Source organism: Aurantimonas marina (assembly GCF_017183135.1).
Classification (GTDB): domain Bacteria; phylum Pseudomonadota; class Alphaproteobacteria; order Rhizobiales; family Rhizobiaceae; genus Aurantimonas; species Aurantimonas marina.
The window spans coordinates 168,360-180,284 of the sequence record NZ_JADDXW010000001.1; the positions used below are offsets into that span (position 1 = coordinate 168,360).

12 protein-coding genes are annotated in these 11,925 nt (G+C 64.6%); 7 read left to right on the forward strand and 5 right to left on the reverse strand.

Annotated features, from left to right (window positions below; genetic code table 11):
• Positions 1–176 precede the first annotated feature (176 nt).
• The 4 genes from ING15_RS00830 to ING15_RS00845 form a co-directional block, all read right to left on the reverse strand.
• Positions 177–1,319 (reverse strand): cell wall hydrolase, encoded by a 1,143-nt coding sequence (locus ING15_RS00830; RefSeq protein ID WP_232845512.1) that lies wholly within the window; start codon positions 1,317–1,319, stop codon positions 177–179.
• A 156-nt stretch (positions 1,320–1,475) separates the two neighbouring features.
• Complete coding sequence (gene der / locus ING15_RS00835; protein ID WP_206452871.1) at positions 1,476–2,894, reverse strand: ribosome biogenesis GTPase Der; 1,419 nt, start codon at positions 2,892–2,894, stop codon at positions 1,476–1,478.
• A gap of 63 nt (positions 2,895–2,957) precedes the next feature.
• The gene (locus ING15_RS00840) at positions 2,958–3,833 is read right to left on the reverse strand and encodes a tetratricopeptide repeat protein (protein ID WP_206452872.1); all 876 of its coding nucleotides are present in this window, start codon (positions 3,831–3,833) and stop codon (positions 2,958–2,960) included.
• A gap of 117 nt (positions 3,834–3,950) precedes the next feature.
• Positions 3,951–4,532, reverse strand: coding sequence for an NnrU family protein (locus ING15_RS00845; RefSeq protein ID WP_206452873.1), 582 nt, complete (start codon positions 4,530–4,532; stop codon positions 3,951–3,953).
• 237 nt (positions 4,533–4,769) lie between these two features.
• Between ING15_RS00845 and ING15_RS00850 the strand changes: the two genes are divergently transcribed.
• Complete coding sequence (locus tag ING15_RS00850) at positions 4,770–5,186, forward strand: MAPEG family protein (RefSeq protein ID WP_206452874.1); 417 nt, start codon at positions 4,770–4,772, stop codon at positions 5,184–5,186.
• A gap of 48 nt (positions 5,187–5,234) precedes the next feature.
• On the opposite strand, the gene ING15_RS00855 is transcribed toward ING15_RS00850, so the two are convergent.
• Positions 5,235–6,239 carry an ABC transporter substrate-binding protein gene (locus ING15_RS00855; RefSeq protein WP_206452875.1) on the reverse strand — a complete coding sequence of 335 codons (1,005 nt, stop codon included), beginning with the start codon at positions 6,237–6,239 and terminating at the stop codon, positions 5,235–5,237.
• A 233-nt stretch (positions 6,240–6,472) separates the two neighbouring features.
• Here ING15_RS00855 and ING15_RS00860 point away from each other — a divergent pair, with 233 nt between their 5' ends.
• From ING15_RS00860 to ING15_RS00885, 6 genes are all read left to right on the forward strand, one after another.
• A complete protein-coding gene (locus ING15_RS00860) occupies positions 6,473–6,823 on the forward strand; it encodes an I78 family peptidase inhibitor (protein ID WP_206452876.1) in 351 nt (116 codons plus the stop codon).
• 151 nt (positions 6,824–6,974) lie between these two features.
• Complete coding sequence (locus ING15_RS00865; RefSeq protein ID WP_206452877.1) at positions 6,975–7,793, forward strand: FadR/GntR family transcriptional regulator; 819 nt, start codon at positions 6,975–6,977, stop codon at positions 7,791–7,793.
• Between the two features lie 110 nt (positions 7,794–7,903).
• Complete coding sequence (locus ING15_RS00870; RefSeq protein WP_206452878.1) at positions 7,904–9,208, forward strand: ABC transporter substrate-binding protein; 1,305 nt, start codon at positions 7,904–7,906, stop codon at positions 9,206–9,208.
• A gap of 78 nt (positions 9,209–9,286) precedes the next feature.
• On the forward strand, positions 9,287–10,183 hold the full coding sequence (locus ING15_RS00875) for a branched-chain amino acid ABC transporter permease (protein ID WP_206452879.1): 897 nt from the start codon (positions 9,287–9,289) through the stop codon (positions 10,181–10,183).
• Positions 10,180–11,175 carry a branched-chain amino acid ABC transporter permease gene (locus tag ING15_RS00880; protein WP_206452880.1) on the forward strand — a complete coding sequence of 332 codons (996 nt, stop codon included), beginning with the start codon at positions 10,180–10,182 and terminating at the stop codon, positions 11,173–11,175. Before ING15_RS00875 ends, ING15_RS00880 begins: the two co-directional genes overlap by 4 nt.
• Positions 11,172–11,924: an ABC transporter ATP-binding protein gene (locus ING15_RS00885; RefSeq protein ID WP_206452881.1), complete on the forward strand. Its 753-nt coding sequence runs from the start codon at positions 11,172–11,174 to the stop codon at positions 11,922–11,924. Before ING15_RS00880 ends, ING15_RS00885 begins: the two co-directional genes overlap by 4 nt.
• Position 11,925: the final 1 nt, after the last annotated feature.

Sequence of the window (11,925 nt, forward strand, 5' to 3'; positions counted from 1 at the left end):
CCGTTGCAAATGAGGAGCTTTGGGCTCTAGCGCATTTTTCGGCGACGGCAAAATGACCATGGCGCGCGACCGAATCGATTCGGTCGAACCCGGAAATATTTCACGGGGGACTTCCCGGGGGAAAGAAGCATTCGGAATTCGGCCAAGGCCGGAGGAGCTTCGGTGGCGCGTGCCGCTTACCAGCCGCCGTTGAAGGTGCGATAGAAGATGTGCTTGCCGATCTTGTCGACCCTTTCCATCGCGTTTGCCCAGCGGGGGTGAACGTAATTGGCGTGATAATGGGTCGCCGAGCCGACGGCGTTGATCCAGAGCTCGCCCTTGGTCACCTGTTCGGCGACGCGTGCGACACGGGCCCAGGCCCCGCTGTCGGCGATGCGATCACGGGCGCCATCGCAGGCGAAGGAGAACTGGCAGCGATTACGCCAGTTCTTGTTCTGGTAGACGACGCCACAGATCGTGTTGGGAAATGCCGGGTTGCGGACGCGGTTCAGGATAACTTGCCCCACTGCCGCCTGCCCCAGCGTCGATTCGCCTCGCGCCTCGAAATACAGGCCATTGGCAAGGCAATTCTGCTCCTTGTCGGAATAGGCGGTGGCCGGAAGAGGTGTCGCGGCCCAGGCATGGTCCTTCTCGCCGATCGGCGGAATGAACGCCTGCGGTGTTTCCTTCAGGATCTTCTCGAACAGCGAGGAAGTGCGTCCCGACTCCGGCCCCGAGGGCGCATAGCCCAGCGCGGCGGACGCCGCGTCCGAAGGCTTCAGGGAAGCCAGCATCAACATGTCGTTGGTCGTCCTCTCCTTGCTTGGCTTGATCGTCGGCGGACCCTTGAGCTGGAAATTCATGGCGACGGTCATCGCGTCCTTGGTGGACTGCGTCACCTTGGAAAAGGCGCTGCGAATACGCTCCTGGCCGCCGGTGACTCGCGATCCGAGCAGCGACTGCCGCTCCAGGATCGAGCCGGCGGAAAAGCCGCGCGGCGGCAGTGCGGCGGCGGGCGTCAGGAAAATGACCCGGCGCCCCTTCTCGGCCCGCGCCACCCGGCTCTCGTCGGGCGTGTCGAGCGCCTGCTGAACCGTGTTGACGGTGAAGAGGTCCCCGTTGCCGGCCTTGACGCCGCTGCCGGCCGGCAGACGGCCACTCTTGCTGGAATCGGCGAAGGCGATCCTGGCGGTCTCAACTGATCCCGCCGGCGATGGAACAAAATACGACTGCCAGCGGTTTGCTTCCCTGGAACCGCCGAGCAGGCTGGTCATGTCCTGATAGGCGAGTTGGCCGGTAAACGCGGTGAGCGTCGCAAAGCTTCCGGCTGCGACGATCATCACGCGCGCAGCACGTTTCGACGAACGGCGTTGCATGCGTCCCCCTGCTACCGAACCAACAACCGTCATTACGTCCCCAACGTCGTCTTCATTCGATGGATGTCCACCGAATTTCCCCCATTAACCTTGTTTCTTGGTTAACAGATGATGGTATTTTCATGACCGCCGCTTCGCTTTTGCGGCGTAAGGATTGTCCGGCTTGCGCAATCCCAGACGAATCGGCACGCCGAGAAGCCCGAAGCTGTCGCGCAACCCGTTGATAAGATAGCGGGTATAAGCGGCGCCAAGCGCCTCCGGCCGAGTCGTGGACAACATGAAGGTCGGTGGCCGCGACTTGACTTGAGTCATGTATTTAATGGTCACCCGCCGGCCCGCGACCGCCGGAGGTGGGTGGTGGCCGACCATCCGGTCGAGCCACTGATTCAGTTTGGCGGTCGACACGCGACGGTTCCAGATTTCGTGCGTCTCGGCGATCGCGCGCATCAGCCGCTCGATCCCCTCGCCTGTTTCGCCCGACACTGTCACCGCCCGAATGCCACGCGCCTGCGGCAAAAGCCGTCCGGTCTTCTCGCGCAGATCGGCGAGCACCGCCTGCCGATCCTCGACCAGATCCCATTTGTTGAAGGCGATAACCGGCGCCCGTCCCTCGCGCACGACGAGGTCGACGATCGAAAGGTCCTGGCGCTCGAAGGGGATGGTCACGTCGAGGACCACCACAACGACTTCGGCGAATTTGATCGCGCGGAGCGCATCGGCGACGGAAAGCTTTTCGAGCTTTTCCTGGATCTTTGCCTTGCGCCGAAGGCCGGCTGTATCGAACAGCTTGATCTTGCGCCCGCGCCATTCCCACTCGACCGAGATGGAATCGCGCGTGATGCCGGCCTCGGGGCCGGTCAGCATGCGATCCTCGCCGATGAAGCGATTGATCAGCGTCGACTTGCCGGCATTCGGCCTTCCGACGATGGCGATGCGGAGCGGCTTGGTGGCGTCGTAGGCGGGCTCCTCGGCGTCATCCTCCAACGCAGTCTCGCCCTCTGCGTCTCCGCTGTCGTCGCCATCCTCATCCGCGCAGTCCAGGACCACGTCGCCCAATGCCTCGACGATGGCGTCGCGAAGCTCCGCCATTCCGACGCCGTGCTCGGCCGAAATGCCGATCGGCTCGCCCAGGCCGAGCGAATAGGCGTCGATGAGGCCCGACTCGGCGCCCTTCGCCTCGGCCTTGTTGGCGACCAGCACGACCTTTGCCGCGGTCCGCCGCATCAGATCGGCGAAGGCGAGGTCCTGGGGATTGAGACCGGCCTTGGCGTCGATCATGAACAGTGACAGATCCGCCGCCGCGATCGCCGCTTCAGTCTGGGCGCGCATCCGCCCCTCCAGCGTCTCCGCCCCGGCTTCCTCCAGACCCGCCGTGTCGACGATCTCGAATTCCAGATCCATCAGCGACGCCTCACCCGAGCGCCGGTCGCGGGTAACGCCCGGCCGGTCGTCGACGAGCGCCAGCCGCTTGCCGACGAGGCGGTTGAACAGGGTCGATTTGCCGACATTCGGCCGACCGATGATGGCGATGGTGACCATGACGGTCTCCGCGCTCCTCCGGAGCGATGGGGCGTCCGGCGGTTGGCCGGATGCCGATTGGAGTCAGTTCGCGCCGGCTGCCGGTGCCGGTTCGCTCACCGCCTGGGAAGGCGTCGAGGACGGCGCGGCCTGCGGATTCGTTTCTTCCGCCGGCGCGGCGGCGCTCGCCGGTTCGGGCACATCGGTACCGGATGCCGGTTGAGTTGCCGGCGGTGCGCCAGCGGCCTCACCGCCCGGAGCATCGGCGTCGGGGGATGCGGCCGGTGGCGCTGAAGCCGCCACCGGGTCGCTAGCGGCAATCACCTCGAGCATCATGCGCGCTCGTCCGGCAATACCGTTCGGTGCTCCGGCATCGTCGAGGAGTTGCTGGAAGAGCTGACGTGCGGTTTCCCGATCCCCCGCCTTCCACGCCGCCAGCGCGATCGCCTCGCGCGCCGGAAAGCGCAGCGGTTCGCTGTCGCCGGTCAGACGTTCGACGCGGCTGCGAACGTCTTCGAGCGTGCCGCTGTCAACAAGAATGTAGGCTGCCCGGACGGCGGCCATATCGCGGATCGGCTGCGGCACGTCGGAATCGTTCGTCACGTCGTCAAAGGCGGCGACTGCCTCACCGGGCTTGTCCTGCTCGTGAAGCACGCCTCCGATGCTCATCCGGGCGAGATCGGGATAGGCTCCGTAGCCGTCCACCGCGATCGTTTGCAGCGCCGCCACGGCTTCGTCCCGCTTGCCCTCCCGCGCCAGATCGAGCGCGGCGAGATATGAGTCTCCCGAGGCATTGGCTTGCTGGCTCCGGTAACGATCCCAGCCGACGACACCGGCCGTAATGGCGACAGCGAGGACGACGGCGGCGAAGATCCACGTACCGAACTTCGTCCAGACGGCCTTGACCTTGTCCTGGCGAAGCTCGTCACTGACCTCGCGGAAGAAACTGTCGTCGCTCATTCACCCACTCTTCGAAAAATCGTCGCGGCACATCATCCGCCGCAGCTGACGCACACAATGGACATGGCGTCTTCTAACGATTTTTCGCGTCTGTGAAAGGGCAGGCGCTTGCCGATCCTATCCAAGCAGCGGCATGCCAATGAGCCAGCCATGCAGTCCGAACAAAAAGGCTGCGGACAGGCCGAGGCCGATGACCACCGCGATCATGTCGCCCCGTAGGCTTTTGGCGGCGACCGCTTGCGCGGCGCCCGTCGCGGTTCGGCGAAGCGCACTGGCATAGTCGATGAGCGCCCAGGCCAGAAAGCCGCCGAACAGCACGAGGTCGGCATCGGTGCCGTTGACGAGGAGATGCGCCAAGGCCCAGAGGGCCACGCCGAGCACCGTCGGATGACGCACCGCTGCCTTGATGTGACCGGCCGGGGCGTAAGCGCTGGCGACAAGGATGAACGCCACCGGCACGAGAAGGAATGCCAGATGGCGAAGGCCGGTTGGCGGCGACCAGAGCAGGCTAGCATCCGCCCTCGCCTGCCTATAGCCGAAGATGATCAATAGCAGCCCGATCAAGGACAGCGCCGAATAGGTAAGCTTGAACTGGCTTTCACCCAGCCGAGCGATCAGCCGATCCGGCCCGTCCTCGGCAAAGATCCGCAACGAGTGAACCCCGAAGAAAACGATCATTCCCAGCAGCAGTGGCATCATGGCATCGCCTCTTCGGTTCGTGCGCGCGTGACATCTGCCGATGGCGCAGACGCTGACGAAGCAAAGACTACCTGAAAGATGCAGTGAACGCGCCTGCCTCCATGACCGATCAGGCCTGCCGCAATGCAATAGATGGGGACAATCTGGCGTGATGGCCCGGATCGACATCCGCGCGGCACCGCCTTAAACCCATGAGATCGGGCTGCGAACGCACCGCCGGGACAGGATCTGAACGCCATGTTGCAAGCGACCACCGACGCGACAGGGGTACTTGCGATCTACGCGGGCCTCAACACGCTGATCCTTCTCTGGCTAGCATTCCAGACGGGGCGCGTGCGCCAGAGCGAGAAGATTTTGATGGGCGATGGCGGCAATTCGCGCATGATCCGGATTATGCGCGGCCACGCGAATGCCATCGAGTTCATTCCGATGACGCTGATAGCCCTGCTTGTCGTTGCCCTGCTGGGCGGGCCGACCTGGGCGATCCACGGATTCGGCCTGCTTCTGACCGTCGGCCGTTTCCTGCACGCGCTGCATTTTACCGCCGCGGATGCACCCGGCTGGCAACGCTCGGCGGGCACCGGCCTGTCGATTCTGGCAATGCTCGGCGCCGCGCTCTGGGCTTTGTTCGCCGGGCTTTCCACGATCGTCTGATACAAGGTCGACCGTGGCGGCCCGGCGTAATTTTTACGGGTGGGCGAGTTAGAGCGCGGCCTTGACCTTTTCCGCCACCTCCGGCGAGACCCACTTGGTCCAGACGTCCTCCTCGGTGTCGAGGAAGTAGAGCGCGGTGTCCTCTCCCGTCGCCTGGTTCTCGTCCTTCCAGGCCAGCAGCTTGTTGACCGTGTCATTGCCCCAGGCACGCTGCTCGAGATAGGCGGCGGCTTCCGGCGATTCCTTCGCGAGCTTCGGCGTCATCAGCGTATAGACATCGGCCTCCGTCCAGGCGTTCAGCTTGGGGTTCTCGCAATTTGGCTGGGTCGTGCAGTTCAACCACTCGGCATCGTCGTAGGGAACGTCCCATTCGAGCTTCTTCATCGGGTAGCGCGCGATGATGGCGGTGGGCGACCAATAATAGCCGAGCCAGCCCTGCTTGGCCTCGAAGGCGTTGGCGATGGAGCCGTCGAGACCGGCGGCCGATCCGGTCGGCACGAGTTCGAACCCCTTCTCTTCGGCGTCATAGGCCTTGAAGAAGTTGTGGAGCACGATCTGGCAGCCCCAGCCGGCGGGACAGTCGTAGAACGCGCCCTTGTCCGGCGATTGCGGCGAGGGGAACAGCTCGGGGCGCTTCAACGCGTCGGAGACCGTGACGATGTCCGGATTCGCATCGGCAAGATATTGCGGAATCCAGAAGCCCTCCTCGCTGCCGTCCTTGAGCACCTTCGCGCCATAGACAATCCGGCCCTCCTTCAGCGCCGTCTCGATCTGCTCCTTGAACTGCTTGACGTAGATCTCCGGGGCGACGTCCGGCTCCCCCTTTTCGGTCATCGAGGTGAAGGTCGGCATGGTGTCGCCGGGCACGAGTTGCGCGTCGCAGCCGAAGCCGTTTTCGAGGATGAACTGGTCGATCGCGGCCATCACCTCGGCCGAGGCCCAGTTCATCGAGGCGATCTGGATGGTGCCGCAGCCCTCCTGGGCCTGACCGGCGGAGGGCATCGCGACGAGCCCGGCAAGGGCGGCGGTGACGGCGGCGAGAACGGATTTCATGGCGAAGTCTCCAAGGCACAGCGTCGAGGGGGAGGAACAGGTGTTGAGGCTTTGACATAGGCGCCGCTCCCGCCGGGAAAAGGATCGCCGATCCTCACACATTCGTGGCTGGCTTTCGTCTTTTGCGGACGGTGCGCTAGTCTGCGCCCGGACAATGAGGATGCACGTCGATCCGGGCGGTAATTCCGCAAGGGTCGAATGCCTGCATTACGGCGGATCATAAAGGAAGCGGCATGCAACGAACCCTCTTACTGGCACTCCTTTCGGGTGCGGCGATCATCACGGCGGGCTGCGCCGCGAGCAACCGCGCCGATCAGGTGCCGCCGCCGCAAAGCTTACCCATGCCGGTCGGCGGGCCGAGCATGCCCTCTCCCGAGCTGGAAGCCTGCAACGCCAACGCCGCGCGCGTCGTCCTCGGACAAATCGCCAATGTCGAGGCCACCGAGGCGGCGAAGGCGGCCTCCGGCGCCGAGGACGTGCGTGTGCTTTATCCCAATCAGCCGATCACCCAGGAGTTCGTTGCGGCCCGGCTGAACCTGGAAACCGATGGGGCGAACCGGATCGTCAGGGTTCGCTGCGGATAAGGCCGGCGGGGCGCGCGAACCACATTCCTTGGTTGACGCTTCCATAATCCTCCGCCTAGTCTGATTGTCGGACAATGAGAAACGTCGACGGCCGGAAGAGCCGCGGCACTCATGGGAGGAGGCCCGGCCTTTGTCGGGACGAGTGTTGCCAGTGGCGGATCGAACGCCGGGGGCGGTATCGAGCGTTGCCGCGCCCCAGCAGGCCGAGGACACCGCAAACCATTTCGCCGCGATCGAAGCCGCGCCGGCCTACCGGCTGGTGTTCGAGACGATCGAGCGGGAAATCCTCGACGGCCGTCTGGCCCTCGGCGATCGGCTGCCGACCGAGACCGAACTCGCGGCGCGCCTCGGCGTCCATCGCTCGACCACGCGCGAAGGCTTGCGGCTGCTCGAAGAGAGCGGCCTGGTGCAGCGTCGCACCGGCCGGCGCCTTTATGCCTCGGCACCGCGCGCAGAGGACCTGAGCACCCGCGCCAGCCGCGCGCTGGCGCTGCAGCGCGTCAGTTTCGACGAACTCTGGCAGTTGCTGCTGGCGCTGGAGCCGGCTGCGGCGGCGCAGGCGGCGCTCGCAATCCGGCCCGAGCAGATCGAAGCGCTGGAGGACAATCTCGTCCGCACCCGCGTGGCTGTGGCCGAGGGAAGCGTCCTGACCACGCTCGATCTCGAATTCCACGCGCTGATCGCCGAGGCAACCGGCAACGCCACCTGGCAATTGGCGCGCGAACCTGCGGCAATGCTGCTGTTTCCAGCAAATGAGCGGATGCTGCCACGCCTGAGCCAGGCCGGCGCGCGGCTGATCGAGGCGCATGAACACATCATTGCCGCCTTCAAGAAACGCGATGCGAAGCTGGCGGCGGACTGGATGCGCCGGCACATCAACGATTTCCGGCGTGGCTACGTCCTTGCCGGCTGCGATCCGGACGAGCCGGTGCATCTGTCCGCGACGCAAAAGGGAGGCGCCCGCCGTTAACGACAGAGCTTGGCCGACCGGTTCGGGAGACCGACGGCCCCGACGCAAACAGATAAACAAGGTCCGCCGCGATCTTCGCGAAACGGACCTGCAAAGAGGAGGAAACATCAATGAATCCAAAATCTCCACGCGCCGGCATCGCCGCCGCGCTGATGGCCACCACGGCCGCCTTTGCCTTGACCGGCGCCGCCGCGGCGCAGGAGACGTTCAAGATCGGCGTGGTCACCTTCCTGTCCGGCCAGGCCGCCCAGAGCTTCGGCGTCCCCGCCTGGGACGGCGGCAAGATGCTGATCGAGAAGCTGAACGCCGGCGAGGCCCCCGCCCCGTACGACACCAAAGGCTTCGGTGGCATGACGATCGAGCCGTTGGTGATCGACGAAGCCGGCGGCGCAACGGTACAGGTGCAGGAATACCGCAATCTGGTGCAGCGCGAGAACGTCGATGTCGTGGTCGGCTATGTCGGTTCGGGCGACTGTCTGGCCGTCGCGCCGGTCGCCGAGGAACTCAAGCAGTTCACGATTCTCTATGATTGCGGCACGCCGCGGGTCTTCGAGGAGAACGACTACGAATACGTCTTCCGCACCGCCGCTCACGCCACTCAGGACAATGTCGGGCTGGCCCGCTACCTGAAAGCCCTGGATATCAAGGTCGAGACCTTCTCCGGTATCAATCAGGACTATGCCTGGGGCCAGGACAGCTGGGGCGACTTCAAAGCCGCCATGGGACAGATCTATCCTGACGCAACCGTGACCGCGGAACTCTTCCCGGCCTTCGGCGCCGGCCAGTATGGCACCGAGATCTCGGCACTGCTGCAGGGCAAGGCCGACGTCGTGCATTCCTCGCTCTGGGGTGGCGATCTGCAGGCTCTGATCCTGCAGGCCCTGCCGCGCGGTCTGTTCCAGCGCAGCCAGGTGGCATTCTCGGCCGGCGATCACTCGCTGCCGCCGCTCGGCAAGAACATGCCGGAAGGCGTTATCGTCGGCGCTCGCGGCGCCTACGGTTTCATGGCACCTGAATCCGAGCTGAACACGTGGTGGAAGGACAATTACGAGGCCGCCTACGACGTCATGCCGGTGCAGGCGCCTTACCGCATGGCGCAGGCGATCCTCGGTCTGAAGACCGCGGTCGAAAAGGCCATGGCCGAAAACGGCGGCAAGAAGCCCAGCAGCGAGGAACTCGCCGCGGCGATGAAAGGGCTAAGCTGGGAAAGCCCAGGCGGCCTGATCGAGATGATCAACGGCAACGGCCACCAGGCGATCCAGCCGATCGGCTTCGGCCGTTCGAAGAAGGATGAAAACGGCGACATCATCCTCGATGACGTCATCCGGTTCAAAGCGCGCTGCGTGAATCCGCCGGCCGACATGAAGGGGCTCGAATGGATCAATGCCGGCTTCCCCGGCGCCGAATGCGAATGACGGTCTGACCGGAAACGAGCGCCGGGCCGCTCCGCGGCCCGGTTTACTGCAATCCTGCGACGGGTGGACCACGCCGCGATGGACATCGTTCTTACCATCATTCTCGATGGACTGATCTACGCTTCCTGGCTGTTCATCGTCGCGCTCGGACTGACGCTCGTCTTCGGTGTGCTGCGCATCCTCAACTTCGCCCATGGCGGGCTCTACGCGCTCGGCGCCTATGCCGCGGCGGTCGCCGTTCCCTTGTTCGCGGGTTGGGGCTTTCCCGAATGGTTCAGCCTCGTTGCGATGTTCATTGCCGCGCTGGCTGTCGCCATCGTCGTCGCCCCGCTCATCGAGCGCGGGCTGCTGCGGTTTTTCTACGGCCGCGACGAGGTTCTCGTCCTGCTGGTCACCTATGCGGTGTTCCTCATGCTGGAGGACATCACCAAGATGGTCTTCGGCGTCGACCCTTATTACGTCTTCGAGCCGCGCAATCTGTTCGGCAATGTCGAGGTCGGCAGCCTGTTCTATGTCGGCTACGATATTGCGCTGATCGGGCTGGCGATCGTCTGCGGCGTCGGCGTCTGGCTTGGCCTCACCCGCACCCGGATCGGCAAGATCACCGTCGCGGTGATCAACGAGCCGGAGGTGAGCGCGGCGATGGGGGTGAACGTCACCCGCATCTATCTTCTCGCCTTCGGCCTCGGCGTCTTTCTCGCCGCCCTCGGCGGCGCTTTCACCAGTCCGCTTATTTCGGTGCAGCCGGGCATCAGCGTCAGCGTGGTCATCGTCAGCTTCGCGGTCGTCATCATCGGCGGCCTCGGCTCGATTCCCGGTGCGGCGATCGGGGCGCTGATCGTCGGACTGGCGCGATCCTTCGCGGTCTATGAGATACCGGAGGCGGAGATTTTCATCATCTATCTGGTCATGGTCGTCGTGCTGATCTTTCGGCCCGAAGGCCTGTTCACGCCGGTCCAGGCGCGCAAGATATGAGCGCGCCCGTTCGGACTTTCGCCCTCGCCGTCCTCGGCGCCATCCTCTTCATAGCGCTGGGTTGGGTGCTGCCGCTCTGGCTGCTCTTCACCATGACCAAGGCGATCGCCTTCGGGCTGATCGCGCTGGGCATCGTCGCCCTGATGCGCGGCGGTCTCGTCTCCTTCGGCCAAGGGCTCTATTACTGCGTCGGCGCCTATGTATCGGGCATGTTGGCCAGCCGCCTCGGGATCACTGACGTTTTCGTCCTGCTGATCGTCGGCGGGCTTGCCGGCGGCCTCATCGCCGCCCTCGTCTCGCCGCTGATCGCGCGCTATCGCGGCATCTTCTTCGCCATGCTGACCATGGCGCTGTCGATGGTGCTGTATGGCGTTCTCGCCAAGGTCACGGCGATCGGCGGTTCGGACGGCTTCAACGTGCCGCAGCCCACTTTCCTCGGCTATCTGCCCGGCACCGGGTCCGCCGATTTCACGCTCTACGCAGTCGCGGTGGCCGTTGCCGCCATCTCCGCCGCGGTCTGCCGGATCTATTTCGACAGCGGTCCGGGGCTGATCTCGCTGGCGGCGCGGGAAAATGAACTCAGGGTCGAATATCTCGGTGCCTCGGTCTTTGCCCTCACCGCCCGCAATTTCATCCTCGCGGGTGTTCTGGCGGGCCTGGGCGGCGTGCTCAACGGCGTCGCGCTGGGGCATATCGACCCGTTCTTCGCCTACTGGACCACCTCCGGCGAAGTCGTGTTCATCGCCGTCCTCGGCGGCTATGCCAGCGTCGTCGCGGTGTTCGGCGCGGCGCTGGTCACCGAACTCGTGCGCTCCTTCGCCAACCAGTATTTCCCTGACAGTTGGCAGCTGGCGCTCGGCCTGTTCCTGCTGTTGGTCATCCTGTTCCTGCCGCGCGGCTTCGGATCGCTGTGGGCCGGCGCCACGGGCGGACGCGCTGCATCGAAATGGCGCGCGCGGAGCGCCACGCCGGACGAGGAGCCAGCCGAATGAGCGAAGCCGTTCTCGAGGCGCGCGGCCTCATGAAATCCTTTGGCGCGCTGGTGGCGGCCAACAACATCAACATCTCCGTCACCCCGACGGCGCGGCTTTCTCTCATCGGCGCGAACGGAGCGGGCAAGACGACCTTCGTGAACATGGTCACCGGCTACCTGAAGCCCGATTCCGGGCAGGTGCTGCTCGACGGCCAGAACGTGACCGGTCTCGCGCCACGGCGGATCACCCGGCGCGGCATGTGCCGCTCCTTCCAGATTCCGCAGCTCTGCGAAACCATGACGCCGGTCGACAACATTCTGGTTGCCATCGACATCGCCAGAAAGGACCGCCCGTCCTTCTTCCGTCCGGCCCATACGGAGGAGTCGCTCGACCGGGCGCATGAAATGCTGGGCCGCTTCGGCCTGTCCGACTATGCCGACCAGCCGGTCGATGAATTGCCCGGCGGCGTGCGCAAGCTGATCGACATCGCCATGGCGCTGGCGAGCCGCCCAAGAGTGCTATTGCTCGACGAGCCGACCTCCGGCGTCAGTTCGGAGGAAAAATTTCCTCTGATGGACCGGGTGATGAAGGCCCTGTCAGGCGAGGACGCCGCGGTAATCTTCGTCGAGCACGACATGGATATCGTCACCCGCTACGCCGACCGCGTGCTGGCCTTTTACGCTGGCGAGATCATCGCCGACGATGCGCCCGACGAGGTGCTCTCGGACCCGGCGGTGCAGAAATACGTCACCGGAACGGCGAGGTAGA

Excerpts from the sequence above, each read along its gene's own strand:
- ING15_RS00855 (WP_206452875.1), bottom strand. The coding sequence starts at position 6,239 with ATGAAATCCGTTCTCGCCGCCGTCACCGCCGCCCTTGCCGGGCTCGTC.
- ING15_RS00830 (WP_232845512.1), bottom strand. The coding sequence starts at position 1,319 with ATGATCGTCGCAGCCGGAAGCTTTGCGACGCTCACCGCGTTTACCGGC.
- ING15_RS00845 (WP_206452873.1), bottom strand. The coding sequence starts at position 4,532 with ATGATGCCACTGCTGCTGGGAATGATCGTTTTCTTCGGGGTTCACTCG.
- ING15_RS00840 (WP_206452872.1), bottom strand. The coding sequence starts at position 3,833 with ATGAGCGACGACAGTTTCTTCCGCGAGGTCAGTGACGAGCTTCGCCAG.
- ING15_RS00880 (WP_206452880.1), top strand. The coding sequence starts at position 10,180 with ATGAGCGCGCCCGTTCGGACTTTCGCCCTCGCCGTCCTCGGCGCCATC.
- ING15_RS00870 (WP_206452878.1), top strand. The coding sequence starts at position 7,904 with ATGAATCCAAAATCTCCACGCGCCGGCATCGCCGCCGCGCTGATGGCC.
- ING15_RS00885 (WP_206452881.1), top strand. The coding sequence starts at position 11,172 with ATGAGCGAAGCCGTTCTCGAGGCGCGCGGCCTCATGAAATCCTTTGGC.
- ING15_RS00850 (WP_206452874.1), top strand. The coding sequence starts at position 4,770 with ATGTTGCAAGCGACCACCGACGCGACAGGGGTACTTGCGATCTACGCG.
- der (WP_206452871.1), bottom strand. The coding sequence starts at position 2,894 with ATGGTCACCATCGCCATCATCGGTCGGCCGAATGTCGGCAAATCGACC.
- ING15_RS00875 (WP_206452879.1), top strand. The coding sequence starts at position 9,287 with ATGGACATCGTTCTTACCATCATTCTCGATGGACTGATCTACGCTTCC.
- ING15_RS00860 (WP_206452876.1), top strand. The coding sequence starts at position 6,473 with ATGCAACGAACCCTCTTACTGGCACTCCTTTCGGGTGCGGCGATCATC.